The sequence below is a fragment of the Thermus antranikianii DSM 12462 genome (assembly GCF_000423905.1).
Lineage (GTDB): Bacteria > Deinococcota > Deinococci > Deinococcales > Thermaceae > Thermus > Thermus antranikianii.
The window spans coordinates 151,524-168,386 of the sequence record NZ_AUIW01000001.1 but is presented as its reverse complement, the minus strand read 5'-3'; the positions used below and the strand labels follow the sequence as shown (position 1 = coordinate 168,386).

The window sequence follows — 16,863 nt, the reverse complement described above, 5'->3', positions numbered from 1 at the left end:
GCTAGGAAGCGTGGTGAGGATCCTGGGCGGCAAGGCCAAAGGGGTGTCCTTGAAGGTGCCGGCTTCGGCCAGACCCTCCCCCGTGCGCCTGCGGAAGGCCCTTTTTGACTACCTTCGCCTGCGCTACCCCAAGCGGGGCCGGTTCCTGGACCTCTATGCGGGGAGCGGAGCGGTGGGCCTCGAGGCGGCCAGCGAGGGCTTTGAGGCCACCCTGGTGGAGAAGGACCAGGAAGCGGTGGCCCTTCTTAAGGAAAACCTCCGCCGTACGGGGCTCCGGGCCCGGATCGTTCCCCTTCCCGTGGAGGTCTTCTTGCCTGAGGCCAAGGCCCGGGGTGAACGCTACACGGTAGCCTTCATGGCTCCGCCCTACCTCCTGGACCTGCCCCAGGTCTTTCAGGCCCTCTTGGAGAGCGGCGTGGTGGAGAAGGGAGGACTCTATATCCTGCAGCACCCTAAGGACCTGCACCTCCCCTTAGGGGAGCGGCGGGTTTACGGGGAAAATGCCCTCACCCTGGTGGAGGCTTAGATGCACGTGGTCTATCCGGGAAGCTTTGACCCCCTTACCAACGGCCATTTGGACGTGATCCAGCGGGCAAGCCGCCTCTTTGACCGGGTCACGGTGGCGGTGCTGGAAAACCCCAACAAACGGGGGCAGTACCTCTTTACCGCTGAGGAGCGCCTAAACATCGTGCGGGAGGCCACCGCCCACCTGCCTAATGTGGAGGCCCATACCTTTTCCGGCCTTCTGGTGGATTTCGTGAAGCAGGTGGGAGCCCAGGCCATCGTCAAGGGCCTGAGGGCGGTTTCCGACTACGAGTACGAGCTCCAGATGGCCCACCTGAACCGTCAGCTTTTGCCGGGCTTGGAAACCCTCTTCATCCTGGCCGCCACCCGGTACTCCTTTGTGTCCAGCACCATGGTCAAGGAGATCGCCCGCTACGGAGGGGATGTGTCCAAGCTGGTGCCCCCGGCCACCCTAAGGGCCCTTAAGGCCAAGTTCGGTCAGGGGTAAAATCCCTTCGGAGGTTGGCATGAAGGCTTTTTCCGGCAAGTACGGGAATACCCTGGAGTTCGGTCACCTCATCGGGGGGGAGGAGGTCTTTGAAGGGAGGGTCCTGGAGAGGCGGAATCCCTCGGACCTCGAGGACCTGGTGGCCCGTTTCCCCGAGGGCACCAAGGAAACCCTGAGGAAAGCCGCCCTAAAAGCGCGGGAGGCCTTTAAGGAGTGGAGCGAGACCCCGGCGCCCGTGCGGGGGCAGGTGCTTTTCAACCTGGCCAAGATCCTGGAACGGGAGAAGCCCACCTTGACCCGGCTCATGGTCAGGGAGGTGGGGAAGACCTTCAAGGAGGCGGGGGGAGATGTCCAGGAGGCCATTGACACTGCCATCTTCTTCGCATCCGAGGGCCGGAGGCTTTACGGCCAGACCGTGCCCAGCGAGATGCGGAACAAGGAGCTCTTCACCTTCCGCAGGCCTTTAGGCGTGGTGGGGATGATCACCGCGGGGAACTTCCCCATTGCCGTGCCGAGCTGGAAGCTTATCCCTGCGGTCCTTGCGGGCAACACCGTGGTTTGGAAGCCTTCCGATGACTCCCCGGTTCTTTCGTATATCTTCGTCAAGCTCTTTGAGGAGGCGGGCCTCCCTCCCGGGGTCATTAACGTGGTCTTTGGAGGGGGGAAGGACTCCACGGGCCAGTGGCTGGTGGAGCTCATGGACGAGGGTCTCCTCAACAAGTTCGCCTTCACCGGGAGCACCAAGGTGGGGCGCTGGATCGGGGAGGTGGCGGGGCGGAACCTGATCCGGCCCACCTTGGAGCTTGGAGGAAAGAACCCCCTCGTGGTGATGCGGGATGCCGATCTAGATTTGGCGGTGGAAGGGGCCTGGTGGAGTGCCTTCGCCACCGGCGGGCAACGGTGCACCTCGGCGGGGAACATCCTGGTGGATGCCCCCATCTACGAGGAGTTCAAGAAGCGCTTCCTGGAAAGGACCGAGGCTACAGTGGTGGGGAACCCTCTTCTCTACCCTGAGGTCACCTACGGCCCCTTTATCAACGAGCGCCTGTTCCAGCGCTGGCTGGAGCACTACACCTGGGGGCAGGAGGATGGGGCTACCTTGCTCTTTGGCAAAGGCCGGATCACGCGGGAGAACCCTTACCCCCGGTTCCTGGGGGACCCGGAAACTGGGCTCTATGGCTGGCCCACGGTCTGGGAGGCCAGGCCCGGCATGCGCCAGTTTACCGAGGAGATCTTCGGTCCCACCATCAACCTGGTTAAGGTGGATGGCATAGAGGAGGCCATCGAGGTGGCCAACGCCACGCCCTACGGCCTATCCAGCGCCATTTACACCAACCACCGTCACTGGGCCTACCTCTTCAAGGTGGGCATCCGGGCGGGGATGACCAGCATCAACAACACCACCGTGGGCGCCGAGGCCCACCTGCCCTTCGGCGGGGTGAAGGCGAGCGGCAATGGGGCCCGGGAATCCGGGATTTGGGTCATAGAAGAGTACACCTACTGGCATGCGGTGAACGAAGAGTACTCGGGCCGCCTCCAGCTGGCCCAGATGGATACGGGCTACGTGAGCCCCAAGGCTCCTACCCCCTGGGCCGAGGTCCTGGGCTTCTAGGGCGTACCCCTTTTCGTACCCCTTTTCGCTCAAGAGGGGTTTTACCCCCCGCCCCACCTTGGCAAAACCAAGGTGTGGCGGTATTACTGGGCGCTTTCCAGGTCGGGCCTCAGGCGCACCGCATCCCTAAGGTACACGTGGCGCACCTGGTCCTGGGGGGTGTCGGTGTTCCAAAGGGCCAGGACCCGGATGACCCGGGGCAGGCTTCCTGGCACCGGCACCTCCCGGGCGGAGAGCAGGGGAACCCGGTGCATGCCAATCTGGCGGGCGGCCTCGGCGGGGAAGGCCGAACGTAGGTCCTCCGTAACCGTGAAGATGATGGCTGCCAGCTCCTCGTGGCTTTGGATGCCGTTTGCCTCCAGCATCTTAAGGAGAAGCTCCCGTGTGGCTTGATGGATGGCCTCCGGCGTATCCTCCTCCACGGTGATGGCACCCCTGATGCCCCGGACCATAGTTGGGCTCCATGCTAAGGGGTTTCAGCCCTTGATACAAGACGGGTAGACTGGGAGTTGTGAATCTGATGGCGGTATTCGCCCATCCCGATGATGAGATTGGGGCTGCAGGCACCCTGGCCCTCCACGCCCGGCGGGGGGACCGGGTGCTTTTGGTTTGGATGACGAGGGGGGAGTTGGCGAGCCAGTTCGGGGAGATGGAGGAGGCCAGGGTGGCCGAGATACGGGAGGGGCACGGGGCCCATGTGGCCCAGTTGATTGGGGCCGAGTACCGGTTTCTACCCTTTCGCGATACCTTCCTCACCGGGGGCAGGGAGGAAGCCCTGGCCTTGGCTCGGTTGATGGCCGAGTTCCAGCCGGATGCGGTCATCACCTGGGATCCCCTGGACGTTCACCCTGACCACCGGGCCACGCACGAGGCGGTCCTTTCTGCCTTGAAGTTCTGCCGCATACCCAAACTCGTGGGGGAAGCGCACCGGAAGCCGGTACGGCTTTACCACTATCCCAGGAAGGAGCTTGTGAGACCGTGGCTTTACGTGGATACCACCGCCACCCAAGAGGTGGCCGAGGCGGTGTTTGCTTTTTACCAGGAGTTCTACCGCTGGCCCTTTACCCTGGAGGAGTTTCGCGCCCGCCGGCGGCTTCGGGGTCGGGAGGCGGGGGTTCCCTTTGCGGAGGCGTTTCAGACGGACTCCCCTCCGGCGTGGCCTGCCCTTCCCTAACGCCTTCCGTGGGATTGTAGGCAGGGGTGAGCACATAGGCTAAGAGCACTGCGGGGAGGACCAGGGGCAAGGTGGCGTACCCGCCCCACTCCGCTGCCAGAACGGTGGCCGCGAAGGGGGCCCGGGCTACCCCCGCCAGCACCGCCACGCCCCCGGCCAGGGCCAGGGTTTCAGGAGGAAGGGCCATTGGACCCGGCAGGTGGGCCAGGAAGGCTCCCAAGAGCCCTCCTAGGACCAGGGCAGGGGTATAGGGGCCCCCGTAGGCCCTTATCCCGCTGGCCAGGAGGAGAAGAAGGAGCTTGGCGAAAAGCAAGGACAGCACGGCTAGGGGGGGCAGAAGGGGAGTGGTGGCCACGGCTACCCAGCCCAGGCCACTGCCCAAGGCTTCGGGCAGAAAGAGGAGGGCCAGGGCCAAGGCCAAGCCCAGGAGGGCATGGCGCCAGGGGTAGGGAAGAGGGCGGATGCGGGCTTCCAGAAGGCGCGAGCCTTCCACCCAAAGGGTGGCCAGGGCAGCGGCCACCAGCCCTACCAGGGCGCCGGCGGGGAGGGCACCCATATCCACCTGGGCCTGGAAGGTTAGAAGGGGAGTGTAGCCGTAGAAGGCTCCGTAGACGGCAAAACCAGCCAAGGCGCCGATCAAGGCAGGGGTAAGGGCCCGGGCCTCGAGGAGCAGGCTCCGGTAAAGAATCTCCGTGGCCAGGAGAGCGCCGGCCACGGGAGCGTGTAGGCTGGCCCCAAGCCCGGCGGCGAGCCCGGCGAAGGCCAGCCCCCCGCCCAGCCGAGGGAAGCGGCGGTCCAAACCCCGGCCCAGCCACAGCCCCAGCACCCCAAAGGGACCCTCGCGCCCCATGGGGGAATAGAGGGAAAGCTGGAGTATCCCTCCCAAAACGGCCCGCAGGTGGGAGGAGGGGGGGCTTGGCCGGTCCTCCCGGGCCTGGAGAAGAAAGGCGGCAAGCCCCTGCCCGGTTCCCAGGAGGCTGGTGAGGGCGAAGAGGAGGGGCAGGAGGAAGGCAAGGGGCCAGAAAGAAGGTCCGGTGAAAGCCTGGGCCAGGCCTCCTTCCCCGGGGGGTTCGGGGGCCAGGTACCCAAAGAAAAGGCCCAAGGCCTCGGTCAAGGCTCTAAGCAAGGCGTTCAGAAAGGCCAGGAGGAGCCCGGCCAAGGCTCCGGTGAAGGCGCTATAGAGGATGAGGGGTCCCGTATGCCGGACCTCCTGGTCCCAGAGGGTGGGGAAGTTGAGCTGGGGACTGCGGCCCAAGGGGCGCATCAGAGGGAGTGTACCAGACTGGCGGGGCTTCCCCGGGTTAGGCGGGGGGTGGGAAGGCCCAGGGCCCGGTACCCTCCCCGGGTCAGGGCCCGGATGAGAAGCCTGGGATCCACCTTCTCCCAGAGGGAAAGGGCCTCGTTTTTCACGTCAAGGTCTGGGCTGCTGGCCCGGGAGTCCGTGCCCAGGGCCAGTTCCACCCCATAGCGGGCGTAGAGGTGGATGGGGGCCTCCCCCACCTCCAGGTGGGCGTTGGACCGGGGGCAGAGGATGACCTTGGTGCCAGAATCTGCTAACATCCTCACCTCTTCCTCGTCCACCTGCACCCCGTGGACCAAAAGGGTATGGGGGCCCAAGGCGCCAAGGGCCCGAAGGTAGCGGATGGGGGTTAGGCCCGGGGGTTCAAAGGGGGTTCGGCTGAAGCGCCCGTGAATCTGGGTTAAAAAACCCTCCCCCCTTTGCAAGAAGGCCACCTCTTCCGGGCTTTCCCCTGCGTGGATCATGAGGGGGAGGCCTTCGGTCCTGGCGTACTGGGCGAGCCGCCGCAACAGGGGTGCGCTCACCGAGTAGGGGGCATGGGGAGAAAGCCCCACCCTCACCCGTCCTTCCAAGCGTCGCCAGGTCTTGACCTTAGCCTGGACTTGCTGGAACACTTCCTCAGCGTCCTCGGGATCCGGGGCGAAGACCTCGTAGAAGGCCACCCCCGGCAGGGGGCTTTCCCGGAGCAGGAACTCCATGACCTCATCCTCAAACACCACGTCGGCGAAGGCCCCTACTCCTGAGCGCAGGAGTTCCTCCAGGCCCTGCTTTGCCGCCTCGAGGCCCCGCTTTTCCCGATGGGCCACCACATGGGGGATGAAGCCGGAAAAGGGGCCCCGGTAAAAGGGGTGAAGGGAAAGATCCAGGTGGGTGTGGGCGTTCACTGGGGGTGGGAAGAGGGCCTTTCCCCTGTGGACCACTTCCGCCTGGGGGAAGCGCGCCCGAAGTTCCTCCAGACTTCCCTGGCCCACCACGGTGGGTCCCTGGACCGCTATGGCCCCCCGGAGCATGGGGGTGCCGAAACCCGTGTAGACCACCTCGGCGGTCCAGAGCTCAGTCTTTAGCCAGTACATAGCGGTTGGGGTTCCGGGCGAAGTCCACGGCCCGGTAGCCTTGGGCGAAGTAGTGGCCTAGGACCAGGCGGCTATGTTCCCGCCACGCTAGCGCCAGGGCTGGGTCTTCCCGCAGGATCCTTCCCCAGTCCTCGGGGATTTGGAAAAGGAGACGGGGGCCCTCGAGGTCCAAGAAGGCCTCCACGGGCTTTTCTTCCTCTACCCGGTTGGCCTGGGGCAACCCCTCCACCAGGGGTTCGGGTGGTGGGGTGTAGATGCGGGCGTAGACCCTTTCCGAAAGGAGTTCCCACTCCGCGAGAAGCCGGTCCGAGGGGGCCCCAGCGTTGATGCCCGTCATGGGGCCGTAATGGTCGGGAAGGTAGGTCTTGGCGGTGGCCCCAAGCTTCCTCAGGTTGAAGTTGGCGTTTACCCCCCTTAAGGGATCGAAGGTCCAGACCACCTTCTTTATCCCCCGGGCCAGGCACCAGTCCCGCTGGAAGCGTTTTAGCCAAAGCGCGGCCCCCGTGCCCCGGTAGGCTTCCAGAACCCCCAGCATGTGGGAGTGCTGCAGGGTGGGGTCTTGGGTGGGGAAGCCAAAGACGAAGCCCACCATCCGCCCTTCCACGAAGGCTCCCGCCACCAGGCCCCCTTCATCCTGAACCGCAATGAGAAGGCCCCTTGGCACCAGATCGCTTTCCGCGCGGCCCCAGATTTCTCGCTGGAGCTCCACCACGGCCTCCATCTCTTCGGGGCCCTTTAGCTCGCGGACATATACCTCTGCCATAGGGTGATCCGCTCCACCAAAGGAAGCTTCAGGTGCACGCCGATACCTGGACCCTCGGGCACGGGCATGAGGCCCTCCTCCGCCTCGAGGGCCTCCTCCACGATGTCCTCCTCCCAGTAGCGGCTGGCCGAGCTCACGTCCCCGGGCTTGGTGAAGGCGGGCAGGGTGGCCAGGTGAAGGTTGTGGGCCCGGCCCACCCCAGCCTCCAGCATTCCTCCCATCCAAAGGGGAATCCCAGCGCTTTGGGCCAGGGCGTGGACCTTGAGGCTTTCCCCATGGCCCCCAAGCCGGGCTGGCTTGATGTTGAATACCTTTCCCGCTTTGAGCTCTATGGCCTTTCTCGCCTTTTCCGCGGAGGTGAGGCTTTCGTCCAGGCAGATGGGGGTGGCAAGCTCCCGCTGAAGCCGGGCGTGGTCCAGGAGGTCATCGTAGCCCAGGGGTTGCTCAATGTAATCCAGGAAGAGCTCGTCCAGCCGTTTCAGCCGGGGGAAGTCGGAGAGGCGGTAGGCGCTGTTGGCGTCAACGGTTAGGGTAGCTTCCGGGAAGGCCTGGCGCACGGCTTTCAGCACCTCGTAGTCCCAGCCCGGCTTGATCTTGAGCTTGATGCGCCGGTACCCCTCGGAAAGGTGCTTTTCCACAGCCTTCAGGGTGTCCGCCAGCGTGGGTTGGATGCCCAGGGAGACGCCTACCTCCACCGCCTGCCGTACCCCGCCCAGGACCTGCCAAAGGGGTTTTCCCAAACCCTTGGCAAAGAGGTCCCAGAAGGCCATCTCCAGGACCGCCTTGGCCATGGGGTTTCCCCGGAAAGGGGCGAGGGCCTGGCTTAGGGCCTCAGGGTTGGGAAAGTCCTTTCCCAGAACCTGGGGCAGGAAGACCTCCTCCAGGAGGTAGCGGGCGCTGGCCACGGTCTCCTCCCGGTAGAGGGGAAGCTTCTCCATCACCCCTTCCCCTAGACCCTCGAGGCCCTCTCCGAAAAGCCTCAGGAGGAGGATGGTTCGCTTGGTCTGCACCCCGAAGCTGGTCTCAAACCGGAACTTCAGGGGTAGCTCCAGGATCCTAAGCTCTGCAGCTTCTAGACGCATGGCTCCAGCACCTCCTTGCCCAGGTAGGGGATAAGGGCCTCGGGTACCCTCACCCGTCCATCGGGAAGCTGATGGTTTTCCAAAAGCATCACCAGGATCCTGGGGGTGGCCAAGGCCGTGTTGTTCAGGGTGTAGGCGTACTGCACCCTGCCTCCCTTGTCCCGATAGCGGAGGTCCGCCCTCCGGGCCTGCCAGTCCAGAAGGGCCGAGCAGGAGTGGGTTTCCCGGTACCGCCCCTCCGAGGGGACCCAGACCTCCAGGTCCACCTGCCGCCACTTCCCCGGGCCCATGTCCCCTGTGGAGACCTCCAGCAGGCGGTAGGGAAGCTCCAGGAGGCCGAGGATCTCCTCGGCGTTTTGCAAAAGCTCCTGGAAGGCTTGGTCCGAGGCCTCGAGGCTTGCCTCGGTGAGCACGTACTGCTCCACCTTGTGGAACTGGTGCACCCGCATGAGGCCCCGCACGTCCTTGCCGAAGCTGCCCGCTTCCGAGCGGAAGGCGGGAGCGTAGCCGGCGTACCGCTTGGGAAGCTCTTCCTGCTGCAAAATCTCCCCGCTATGAAGGGCGTTTAAGACCACCTCGGCGGTGCCCGTGAGGTAGAGGTCCGTGCCGGCGATGGGCCAGACCTGATCCCTGGCGGCCGGGAAGTGCCCGGTGCCGATAAAGGCCTTCTCCCTGGCGTAGGAGGGAAGGGTCAAGGGAGTGTAGCCCTTTCGCACCATGAAGTCCATGGCAAAGCGGATCAGGGCCAGCTCATAGAGGGCCAAGTCCCCCCTCAAAGCGTAGGTGCGGCTTCCCGAAACCTGGCTGATCCTGGGTTCCCACCAACCGTTTTTCTCCAGGAGGCTCACGTGGTCCAGGGGAGGGAAGGAAAACTCTGGTGGGGTTCCCACCCGCTTGATCTCCACGTTGGCGGAGTCGTCAGGTCCTACTGGAGCCCCTGGCCAGGGGGGAAGGGGCACCTTAAGGAGAAGTTCCCAGAGCTGGGCTTCCTTCTCCCGCAGGGCTTCCTCCACCCTCTTGGCCTCCTCCGCCAGGGCCTTGCCCCGGGCCACCAGGTCGGGCCTCGCCTCAGGGGGTGCCTTGGGGACTTCCTTGGCGATGCGGTTGCGCTCGGTCTGTAGCTCCTGGAGCCGGGTCTTTAAGCCCTGTACCTCGGCGTCCAGGGCCAGAAGGGCATCCAGATCCAGGGCCACCCCCTTTAGGCGGATGGCTTCCCGATAGACCTCGGGGTTGCGGCGGAGATGCTTGAGGTCCACCATGGCTACTCCAGCACCTTGGGCACCTGGAAAAACCCCTCTTCAGCCTCGGGGGCTATTTTTAGGGCCTCTTCCTGGGAAAGGGAAGGAAGGGGCTCATCCTCCCTGAGGTGGCCTTGGGCGTCCTCCTCCCAGGCTTCCCCCACCTGGGGAAGGGCGTCCACGAACTCCAGGATCCGCTTGAGGTCCGTTAGCAGCAAGGCTTCCTCCTCGGGGGAAAGCCGGATTTTGGCAAGGCTTTCCAGCTTGCGCAGAAGCTCCGGGGATAGCTCCATGCCCCGCATTTTACCCTCGGGAAGCCCTACGAAAGCCGGTTGGCCAAAGCCCAGACCAAGGGGGCTAGGAGGAGGGCGGGAAGAAAGGAGCCCACCCGCACCTTGGTGAGGCCCAGGAGGTTGATCCCCACCCCCAGGACCATAAGCCCTCCTACCCCGGTCACTAAGAGGACCCGGGGATCCTGGGCGGGGTCGGGGAGAACCTGGCTCAGGGTACCGGCCAGAAGGGCGATACCCCCTTGGTAGCCGAGGATGACCAGCACGCTAAACCCAACGCCTACGCCGAAAGAGCTGGTGAGGGCGATGGCGGAAAGGCCGTCCAGGGTGGCCTTAAGAATAAGGATACTGGGATCCCCGGTCAGGCCGTTTTGGATGGAGCCGAGAAGGGTCATGGGGCCCACGCAAAAGAGAAGGCTTGCGGCCACGAAGCCCTCAGTGAAGCTTCCCCCGCCCCTTACCGCCCGCTTGATCTTCTCCCCTATTCCCTCGAGGGCTTCCTCAATCCGCCACCACTCCCCAAGAAGCCCTCCCAGCACCAGGGCGATGAGTCCCAGGACCACCCCGTCTATGGCCCCACCCCTGGCTTTTCCCAGGGCGCTGGCCATGGAGAATCCGATAAAAAGGGTGGTGAGCCCCACCCCCTGGACCATGATGCGGGCCATGCGTTCGGGGAGCCGGCCCCGAAGCATAAGGCCAAGCCCTGTGCCCAGGGTCACGGTGGCGGCGTTGGCCAGGGTTCCCGAGAGCTTGTCCAGAAGGCTGAGCTCCATGGGGGCTATTCTACGGGAGTGGAGCCCATCCTCACCCAGGATGGAACCCCCACCCTCTTCCACCCACGGTACGGGGAGGCCTACCATCCCCGGCAGGGAGCCTTGCTCCAGGCCAGGCGGCTTTACCTGGAGAAGACCCTCACCCATCTCCATCCCGCTCCCAGGGTCCTCGAGGTGGGCCTAGGGCTTTTGGTGAACTTCCGCGTGACCCTGGAAAGCACCCTGGGCCGGGGGGTGTACCTCCGCTATTTGGCCGTGGAACGGGAGCCGCTGCCCCGGGAGGTGCTCGCGCGGGTGCGCCTCCCTCTTCCCAGGGCGGAAGAGGTGTTTGCGGAAATCCTTAAGGGCTGGCCTAATGCCTGCTTCCTTGGGCCTTGGGGCGAGCTTCGCATCCTCTTTGGGGAGGTGGAGGCTTTGGAGCTTCCCCAGGACTGGGCCACGGCGGTTTACCTGGATCCCTTCAGCCCCCGGGTGAATCCGGGGCCTTGGTCCTTGCCTGTTCTAAAGGGGCTTCACCGGGCTTTGCGGCGTGGGGGAAGGCTTGCCACGTACTCCGCCCAAGGGGTTTTCCGCCGGGCCCTCAAGGAGGCGGGGTTTGCCCTTCACCGGGTGCCTGGGGTGGGGAAGCGGGAGTGGACGGTGGGAATCGCCTTAAAACCTCCTCCCGGCTGAGGTAGGTCAGCTCGGCCCAGGAGCGGTCGGGCTTGGGCAGCTCCCCCCGGTACAGCCAAAGGAACCAGGCGCTGCTCAGGGTAGCCACGAGACGGGGCCAAGGGGGAAGGGGATGGGTGTGGAAGCCAAAGAGCCTGGCCCCCTGGGCCAGGTAGCTGTAGCCGTAGACCAAGCGCACCTCGGGGTCTTGAGCCACCCGTTCCGCCACCTTCTTGAGGCTTTCTCGGACGTATCGGATGGCCTCGAGGGGGGAGAGTTCCATGCTCCGCTGGCTTTCCAGATGGAGCTCCAGGGCAGGGGCGCCCCGGGGTAGCCCGGGTAGGTCGGGCCCGGGAAAAGGCTTCTTCTCCACCCGGAAGAGGTCGAAGGGACCGTATCCCGCCCGGGCCACCCGGTGCTTGGCGTTGTACCGTTCCTCAAATCCCTGGAGCCCCCGGATAAGGGCGAGCCTCGGGGTGAGGGGTAAGGGGGCGAGGCCGTCCAGGGTGACGGGTTGGTATCCCAGCCGTAGCATCTCCGGAAGCGCCCGCTCCAGGAGTCTGAGGGTGCGCTCCGGCCCGTCGTGGAGGAGGACGATGGACCCTGGGCGCAGGTAGTAAAGAAGCCTTTCCGCCAGGGCCTCAGGGGGAAGGTCCAGCCAGTCTTTGCTTTCCAGGTCCCACAGGGCGATGCGCTTGCCCAGGAGGCGGGCAAAGAGGCGGGTAAAAGGGGTGTGGAGTCCGTGGGGAGGCCGGTAGTAGCGCCCGGGGTTCCGGCGCATGTGCTCCCACTCCACCCAGGGCAGGAAAAGCCTCCAGGCCTGGTGCCACTCCCCGTGGTCCTCCACCTGGTGGCCTTCGCGCTTGATGGCTTCCACCAGGTCCGGCCGGGCCTTGGCCCGTTCCCCGGTTAGGAAAAAGGTGGCCTTGACCCCGTATCGGCGCAAAAGCCCCAAGAGGGCTTCCGTCCTCTCCGAGGGGCCGTCGTCGAAGGTCAGGGCCACCTTGGGGGTGCGCCTCGAGGCGTGGGCGTAGGCTCCGAGGCCCAGAAAGCGAAAGAGGAGGTCGGAAAGCCCATAGAGTAGGAGGATCAAGCCCAGGATCAGTTCCACCGCATCCTCCAGAAGAGAACCGCGTAAAAGACGCTGAGAAGCAAAAAGGTGGCGCTACCTGCGAGAAAGGGTGCCTTTATGCCCAAGGTTTCCCATAAAAGACCTCCCACCGCAGGTCCCAAGGCCACCCCTAGCCCTTCCACGGTCATCAGCCCTCCCCATACGGCCGCCCGGTTTTCCTGAGGTAGGTTTCTCGCCAGAAAGCCATTCCACCCGGGCAGGAAAAGGCTGAAGCCCAGGCCTCCCAAGGCAGCCAGTAGGGCAAGTTCGCCCGGGCTACGGGTAAAGGCCAGGCGGGCCATTACCAAGGCCAAAAGGAGGAGCCCGCTCACCAGGGCGAAGCGGTAGCCCCTCCGGTCCACTTGCCGGCCGGTAAAGGGCAAAAGGCCTAAGGCCAGCCCCCCACCCAGGAGGAGAAGCCCTCCCAGAGCAATGGGCTCGAGGGCCAGCTCCTCCTTGGCGAAGCGGAGGATGAAGAGGGAGACCAAGGCGGGAGCGAAGGTTTGACCAAAGGCTGCGGGCAGGAAAAGCAAAAGCCGCTTAAGGGGATAGGGTTCCCGTGCCTTTTGGGGAATGGGGATGCGGAAGGGGAAGAGGCTTAGGGCAAGGAGGAGGGTCATACCCTGGGCGGCGAGGAGCAGGGTGAGGGCGGCCTCGGGTTCTTTTTGGGCCACCTGCCCCACCCCCACCAGGCCGATGCCCACCCAGGGCATCACCAGGGTCAGGGTAAAGGATAGGGCCCGTGCTTCCCGCCCGGGCACGGCGATGCGGCTCGCCAGGGTCATGAGTCCGGGGTAGAGGGTGGACATGGTGAGACCCCAGAGGATGGCGAGCCCCCAAAGAAGCCAGCCAGCATGGGCTTTGGAGGTGAGGAGGAGAACCAGAAGGCCGGTGAAGGCCGCTAGGGTAACCGTGCGGCCGAACCCTACCCTTTCCGCGAGGAGCCCTCCGAAGGTTTTGGAGAGGTTCTCGGAGAGCTGGTGAAAGGTGAAGGCCAGGGTGAAGGTAGCCGGGCTAAGCCCCAGGTGCTCGGGGGCATAGAAGGGAAGAAGGCCAGCGAAGAAGCCGCTTCGTACCCCCTCCATGAGGCCTACAGCTAGGACCAGGCGCAGGAATACGAAAAGTCCCTCCCTGGCCCATGGCAGATAGCGAAACACGCTAGAGTATACCCGTGCGCATCAGTGTGGTGATCCCTGCTCGCAACGAAGAGGCTTTTTTGCCCAAGGCCTTGCAGGCGGTTTTGGCGCAGACGCTGCCGCCTTTTGAGGTGATCGTGGTGGATAATGCCTCCACCGACCGCACGCGGGAGGTGGCGGAGGGATTTGGTGTGCGGGTGGTGTATTGCCCCCGGAAGGGGGTGGCCTACGCTCGCCAGGCGGGGCTTCTGGCTGCCCGGGGGGAGTGGGTGGCCATGACCGATGCCGACTCCATCCCCCTTCCCACCTGGCTTCAGAGCCTGTCCCGGCATGCGAAGGGCGCGATAGCCCTCTATGGTCCCTTGCGCTTCTATGGGGTTTCTCCCTGGACGGCTTTGGCTTCCGAGTGGGGCTACCGAGCGTTCCTGAACCTCATGGCCTTCTTGGGGAAACCCAACCTGGCCGGGGCCAACATGATGTTTTTGAGGGAGGCCGCCCTGAAAGTGGGGGGGTTTCCCGAGGTGGAGGCCCGGGAGGACGTGCTTTTGGGCTGGAAGCTCAAGCGGGTGGGGAGGGTCAGGTATGTACCCGAGGCCCTGGTCTTAACCTCGCCCAGGAGATTAAAGGGAGGATGGGGAAGGTTTTTGGCCCAGCAGGTTAAAAACCTCCTGGGTGATCCTCGAGGCTACTTCGGGGAAGCCGGGGAAAAGGAAAGATGAGCCTCCGGGGCTCGGCCCGCAGGATCTCGCTGGCCTCGTCGTAGACGGCCACGATCCGCTCAGCGATGCGTTCCGCGGAGCGTTCCATGGCCCAGGCCCGGGCCTGGAGGCTCAGGCGCTGTCGCTTTTCCTCGTCCTTCAGGAGCTCTAAGGCCTTCTCCGCCAGGGCCCGGTAATCCCCTGGGGGCACCAGGAAGCCGGTCTTGCCCTCTTCCACCCCCTCCAGGGTGCCCTCCGCCCCCACGGCCACCACGGGAACCCCCATGGCCTGGGCCTCCCAGATGACGAGGCCCTGGGTCTCCGTCTCGCTGGCAAAGAGGAAGAGCTCGGCCAGGCGGTAATACCCCCCGATGCGTCGGTAGGGCACGGGCCCCAGGAAGCGCACCCGCTCCCCTATGCCCAGCTCCCGGGCCAGCGCCTGAAGGGGCTGGAGCTCCGGCCCCTCGCCGATGTGCACCAGGAAGACGTCCTCCTCCCGGGCCAGCTCGGCCACTGCCCGGAGCACCACGTCAAAGGACTTCTCCTTTCCCAAGCGGCCCACGGTGATGAGGCGGCGCTTGCCCTCGGGCCAGGGGGAAGGGGAGGGGAGAGGGGCTTCCTCCAGGATGCGGTTGTCAATCCCCGTGGGGATCACCCGGATGGGCCGCTCTATGCCGTAGCTCTCCGCCAGTCGCCTCACGGGTTCCGTGGGGGCGATGACCACCTCTACCCGGTTATAGAAGGCCTTGGCCAGCCGGGGCACGATGCCGGTGTACTTGTCCAGAATGGCCAAACCCGGCACGTAGTGGGCGTACTTCTCGTAGTGGGTGTGGAAGGTAGACACGTGGGGCAGGCCCTTGTTGCGGGCGATCCTGAGGCCCCAGACCCCCAGGGTGAGGGGGGTGTGGGTGTGGATCAGTTCAAACTCTGTGGGCAGGTGCCGGGCCGAGGGCAGGGCGATCTGCTGGCCCTCGTAGAAGGGGTAGGCCACCGAAGGCACCCGTACCACCCCCTCCTCGCCCTCCGGGGCCTCGGGGTGGTGGGGGGCTACCACCCAAGCCTCGTGGCCCATGCGGCGGAGTTCCCGGAGGAGAAGGTAAACGCTGGTGGTGACCCCGTTGGGGTTGGGGAAATAGACGTCGGTGAAAAGGCCTACGCGGTAGAGGCGCATGCGAAGTCTAGCATACCCCACGCACCAGCCCTAGCTGGTGCAGGTCTCGGTAGACGTGCTCCACGGTCCCAGGGATGCCACCCGGCGGGCCGATGCGCTCCTTGCCGGCTTGGCTGGCCTGGGCGTAGGCTTCCGGAGCCTGGAGGAGGATGAGGCCTTGGCCGGCAATCTGGTAAGGGTCGGGTTCCACCAGGTGTAGGGCCTTTCCCAGAAGGCGTTTCTGCCTTCGAGCGAAAGCCCGGGTGTACTGGGGGCCAGGGGTGGGGAAGCCTATCACGGGTATTCCCAGGCCGGCTGCCTGCTCCGTGGCCGTGCCCGCCGTGGCCAGGGCCAAGCGGCTTCGGTGAAGGATGGCGGAAAAGGCCCCCCGGAGCACCCAGGCCGTCCGGCCCTCCTTTTCCAGGCGGAGGGTGTTGGCGTCCACCTCTTCTGCCTGCCAACCGGAAAGCGGGGGGAGGCGGGACCAGTCCTTGGCCCAGGCCACGGCCGGGGTCAGGGGGAGGTGGCGGCTGGCTTCCAGCATGAGGGGCAGGCTGAAGGCCTCGTCCCCACGGGTGCCTGGCAGGAGGGCGAGGAGGGGGTCTGTGCCCAGGTAAGGGGTAAGGTCCCGCTCGGGAGGGGGGAGAAGGTCCATGGCGAAGCTGCCGTACCAGTGGGCATGGGCTACGCCCAGGGACCGAAGCCGGCGGAGGCTAGCCTCATCGCGTACGAACACCGCCCGGACCCTGCGGTGCAGGAGGCGTTCGTAAGGGGTGAAGTCGCTCCCGCCCCAGTCCAGGAGGACCTCTATCCAGGAGGCTTGCTCCAGGTAGTGGGCGGACACCAGGGGATTTACGTGGTAAACAGGGCATCCCCGGGCGGCCAGGACCCCCACGCTGAGGGCGTAGGCGTCCCCCACCACCACCACCACCTGGGGTTCAAAGCGCCAGGCGGTGCGCCACTGGGCCCAGGACATGGAGAGAAAACCCGCCCGGAGGTCGGCCAGGAGGTTTTCCAGGCTGCCGAAGAGAAAGCCTCCCGAGGGCATCTCCTGCCGTGGACCCAGAATCTCCCGGGCTATTCCCTCGTAGGGCTTCCCGCGGCCGACCAAGGGCAGGGCGTAGGCCTCGAGGCCCAACCCCTGGGCAATACGGGCGCCGATGGCATCCTCCGTGGGACCGTTGGAAACGAAAAGAAGCCTCACAGGAGCTCCAAAAGCACCCGGACTGCCCGGGCCTGTTCCCTTAGGGGCACGTAGGCCCCGCCTTTTTCCAGGGCTAGGGTCTCGTCGGGGGGAAGATGGAGGAAGGCCACGGGCACGCGTTCGGGCAGATGGTAGAGGGAAAGGTAAAAGGCCTGGTTGCAGAGGTAGCTTCCGGCAGAGAGGCTAACCCTAGCGGGAAGGCCCGCTTCCTGGAGGCGCTTCAGGGCCTGCTTGACGGGAAAACGGGCGGGGAGGGCCAGGGGGCCGCCGGGGACCACCGGGGTGTCCTCCAGGACCTGCCCGCGGTTGTCGGGGCGGTCAAAGTCCAGGAGGTTCACCGCCAGGCGCTCCAGGGTGAGCTGGGGCCGGCCCTCGGCCAGGCCCAGGTGGAGGACCGCCTCAGGCTCCAGGGCGTGGAGGGCGGCAAGGGCGGTGGGCAGGGCCTCGGCGTCTACGGGAAGCACGGCCTTCCTGAGAGGCCTTCCTCCCACCTCTTCCGGCAGGAGGTCCAAGAGGGCGGCGGAGGGGTTATGCCTCAGGCCGCCAAAGGGTTCAAAACCGGTAACCAGGATCATGGGCCAGACCCGCCCGCCATT

The 16,863-nt window shown here is 65.2% G+C and carries 19 protein-coding genes; 6 read left to right on the top strand and 13 right to left on the bottom strand.

The window, feature by feature from the left end:
- Window positions 1-10: 10 nt before the first annotated feature.
- The 3 genes from G584_RS0100795 to G584_RS0100785 are packed head-to-tail and all read left to right on the top strand — an operon-like array spanning window position 11 to window position 2,624.
- Window positions 11-526, top strand: a complete 516-nt coding sequence (locus G584_RS0100795; RefSeq protein ID WP_028492911.1) for an RsmD family RNA methyltransferase — start codon at window positions 11-13, stop codon at window positions 524-526.
- On the top strand, window positions 527-1,012 hold the full coding sequence (coaD, locus tag G584_RS0100790) for a pantetheine-phosphate adenylyltransferase (RefSeq protein WP_028492910.1): 486 nt from the start codon (window positions 527-529) through the stop codon (window positions 1,010-1,012). It begins immediately after the preceding gene.
- Window positions 1,013-1,031: 19 nt separating this feature from the next.
- A complete protein-coding gene (locus G584_RS0100785; protein ID WP_028492909.1) occupies window positions 1,032-2,624 on the top strand; it encodes an aldehyde dehydrogenase family protein in 1,593 nt (530 codons plus the stop codon).
- Window positions 2,625-2,707: 83 nt separating this feature from the next.
- Here G584_RS0100785 and aroH read toward each other — a convergent pair whose 3' ends face one another.
- Entirely contained in the window at window positions 2,708-3,076 is a 369-nt protein-coding gene (gene aroH, locus G584_RS0100780; RefSeq protein WP_028492908.1) for a chorismate mutase, read from the bottom strand.
- A gap of 68 nt (window positions 3,077-3,144) precedes the next feature.
- Between aroH and G584_RS0100775 the strand changes: the two genes are divergently transcribed.
- Window positions 3,145-3,798, top strand: coding sequence for a PIG-L deacetylase family protein (locus G584_RS0100775; protein WP_028492907.1), 654 nt, complete (start codon window positions 3,145-3,147; stop codon window positions 3,796-3,798).
- On the opposite strand, the gene G584_RS0100770 is transcribed toward G584_RS0100775, so the two are convergent.
- Genes G584_RS0100770 through G584_RS0100740 form a run of 7 tightly spaced genes read right to left on the bottom strand, consistent with a single transcriptional unit; the run spans window position 3,686 to window position 10,317 of the window.
- Window positions 3,686-5,062, bottom strand: a complete 1,377-nt coding sequence (locus tag G584_RS0100770; RefSeq protein WP_028492906.1) for a chloride channel protein — start codon at window positions 5,060-5,062, stop codon at window positions 3,686-3,688. The genes G584_RS0100775 and G584_RS0100770 overlap by 113 nt on opposite strands.
- On the bottom strand, window positions 5,062-6,171 hold the full coding sequence (locus tag G584_RS0100765; protein WP_028492905.1) for an amidohydrolase family protein: 1,110 nt from the start codon (window positions 6,169-6,171) through the stop codon (window positions 5,062-5,064). Before G584_RS0100765 ends, G584_RS0100770 begins: the two co-directional genes overlap by 1 nt.
- Window positions 6,152-6,934, bottom strand: coding sequence for a GNAT family N-acetyltransferase (locus tag G584_RS0100760; protein ID WP_028492904.1), 783 nt, complete (start codon window positions 6,932-6,934; stop codon window positions 6,152-6,154). The genes G584_RS0100765 and G584_RS0100760 overlap by 20 nt, the downstream gene beginning before the upstream one ends.
- Complete coding sequence (menC, locus tag G584_RS0100755; RefSeq protein WP_028492903.1) at window positions 6,907-8,016, bottom strand: o-succinylbenzoate synthase; 1,110 nt, start codon at window positions 8,014-8,016, stop codon at window positions 6,907-6,909. The genes G584_RS0100760 and menC overlap by 28 nt, the downstream gene beginning before the upstream one ends.
- Complete coding sequence (gene serS, locus G584_RS0100750) at window positions 8,007-9,275, bottom strand: serine--tRNA ligase (RefSeq protein ID WP_019550187.1); 1,269 nt, start codon at window positions 9,273-9,275, stop codon at window positions 8,007-8,009. Before serS ends, menC begins: the two co-directional genes overlap by 10 nt.
- 2 nt (window positions 9,276-9,277) lie before the next feature.
- A complete protein-coding gene (gatC, locus tag G584_RS0100745) occupies window positions 9,278-9,547 on the bottom strand; it encodes an Asp-tRNA(Asn)/Glu-tRNA(Gln) amidotransferase subunit GatC (protein ID WP_211209614.1) in 270 nt (89 codons plus the stop codon).
- 26 nt (window positions 9,548-9,573) lie between these two features.
- Complete coding sequence (locus G584_RS0100740) at window positions 9,574-10,317, bottom strand: DUF554 domain-containing protein (protein ID WP_026328915.1); 744 nt, start codon at window positions 10,315-10,317, stop codon at window positions 9,574-9,576.
- Window positions 10,318-10,335: 18 nt separating this feature from the next.
- Between G584_RS0100740 and mnmC2 the strand changes: the two genes are divergently transcribed.
- Window positions 10,336-10,989, top strand: a complete 654-nt coding sequence (gene mnmC2, locus G584_RS0100735) for a tRNA (5-methylaminomethyl-2-thiouridine)(34)-methyltransferase MnmC2 (RefSeq protein WP_019550190.1) — start codon at window positions 10,336-10,338, stop codon at window positions 10,987-10,989.
- Here mnmC2 and G584_RS0100730 read toward each other — a convergent pair.
- Together G584_RS0100730 and G584_RS0100725 are read right to left on the bottom strand one after the other, a co-directional pair.
- Window positions 10,898-12,079: a polysaccharide deacetylase family protein gene (locus tag G584_RS0100730; RefSeq protein WP_028492902.1), complete on the bottom strand. Its 1,182-nt coding sequence runs from the start codon at window positions 12,077-12,079 to the stop codon at window positions 10,898-10,900. The genes mnmC2 and G584_RS0100730 overlap by 92 nt on opposite strands.
- The gene (locus G584_RS0100725) at window positions 12,070-13,236 is read right to left on the bottom strand and encodes an MFS transporter (protein ID WP_028492901.1); all 1,167 of its coding nucleotides are present in this window, start codon (window positions 13,234-13,236) and stop codon (window positions 12,070-12,072) included. Before G584_RS0100725 ends, G584_RS0100730 begins: the two co-directional genes overlap by 10 nt.
- 14 nt (window positions 13,237-13,250) lie before the next feature.
- On the opposite strand from G584_RS0100725, the gene G584_RS0100720 reads away from it, so the two are divergent.
- Window positions 13,251-13,934: a glycosyltransferase family 2 protein gene (locus tag G584_RS0100720; RefSeq protein ID WP_028492900.1), complete on the top strand. Its 684-nt coding sequence runs from the start codon at window positions 13,251-13,253 to the stop codon at window positions 13,932-13,934.
- Here the strand turns inward: G584_RS0100720 and G584_RS0100715 are convergent.
- From G584_RS0100715 to G584_RS0100705, 3 genes are read right to left on the bottom strand one after another with little or no spacing between them, the layout of a single operon-like run.
- Window positions 13,873-15,084, bottom strand: coding sequence for a glycosyltransferase family 4 protein (locus tag G584_RS0100715; RefSeq protein ID WP_028492899.1), 1,212 nt, complete (start codon window positions 15,082-15,084; stop codon window positions 13,873-13,875). The genes G584_RS0100720 and G584_RS0100715 overlap by 62 nt on opposite strands.
- Before the next feature lie 7 nt (window positions 15,085-15,091).
- Window positions 15,092-16,267, bottom strand: a complete 1,176-nt coding sequence (locus G584_RS11795) for a lipid-A-disaccharide synthase-related protein (RefSeq protein ID WP_018112334.1) — start codon at window positions 16,265-16,267, stop codon at window positions 15,092-15,094.
- Entirely contained in the window at window positions 16,264-16,842 is a 579-nt protein-coding gene (locus G584_RS0100705; protein WP_018112335.1) for a pyroglutamyl-peptidase I, read from the bottom strand. The genes G584_RS11795 and G584_RS0100705 overlap by 4 nt, the downstream gene beginning before the upstream one ends.
- Between the last annotated feature and the right edge of the window lie 21 nt (window positions 16,843-16,863).

Coding starts and splice junctions, on each gene's coding strand:
- G584_RS0100740 (WP_026328915.1), bottom strand. CDS start 10,317: ATGGAGCTCAGCCTTCTGGACAAGCTCTCGGGAACCCTGGCCAACGCC.
- G584_RS0100760 (WP_028492904.1), bottom strand. CDS start 6,934: ATGGCAGAGGTATATGTCCGCGAGCTAAAGGGCCCCGAAGAGATGGAG.
- aroH (WP_028492908.1), bottom strand. CDS start 3,076: ATGGTCCGGGGCATCAGGGGTGCCATCACCGTGGAGGAGGATACGCCG.
- gatC (WP_211209614.1), bottom strand. CDS start 9,547: ATGGAGCTATCCCCGGAGCTTCTGCGCAAGCTGGAAAGCCTTGCCAAA.
- G584_RS0100765 (WP_028492905.1), bottom strand. CDS start 6,171: ATGTACTGGCTAAAGACTGAGCTCTGGACCGCCGAGGTGGTCTACACG.
- G584_RS0100705 (WP_018112335.1), bottom strand. CDS start 16,842: ATGATCCTGGTTACCGGTTTTGAACCCTTTGGCGGCCTGAGGCATAAC.
- coaD (WP_028492910.1), top strand. CDS start 527: ATGCACGTGGTCTATCCGGGAAGCTTTGACCCCCTTACCAACGGCCAT.
- G584_RS0100775 (WP_028492907.1), top strand. CDS start 3,145: ATGGCGGTATTCGCCCATCCCGATGATGAGATTGGGGCTGCAGGCACC.
- G584_RS0100785 (WP_028492909.1), top strand. CDS start 1,032: ATGAAGGCTTTTTCCGGCAAGTACGGGAATACCCTGGAGTTCGGTCAC.
- G584_RS0100770 (WP_028492906.1), bottom strand. CDS start 5,062: ATGCGCCCCTTGGGCCGCAGTCCCCAGCTCAACTTCCCCACCCTCTGG.
- menC (WP_028492903.1), bottom strand. CDS start 8,016: ATGCGTCTAGAAGCTGCAGAGCTTAGGATCCTGGAGCTACCCCTGAAG.
- serS (WP_019550187.1), bottom strand. CDS start 9,275: ATGGTGGACCTCAAGCATCTCCGCCGCAACCCCGAGGTCTATCGGGAA.
- G584_RS0100715 (WP_028492899.1), bottom strand. CDS start 15,084: ATGCGCCTCTACCGCGTAGGCCTTTTCACCGACGTCTATTTCCCCAAC.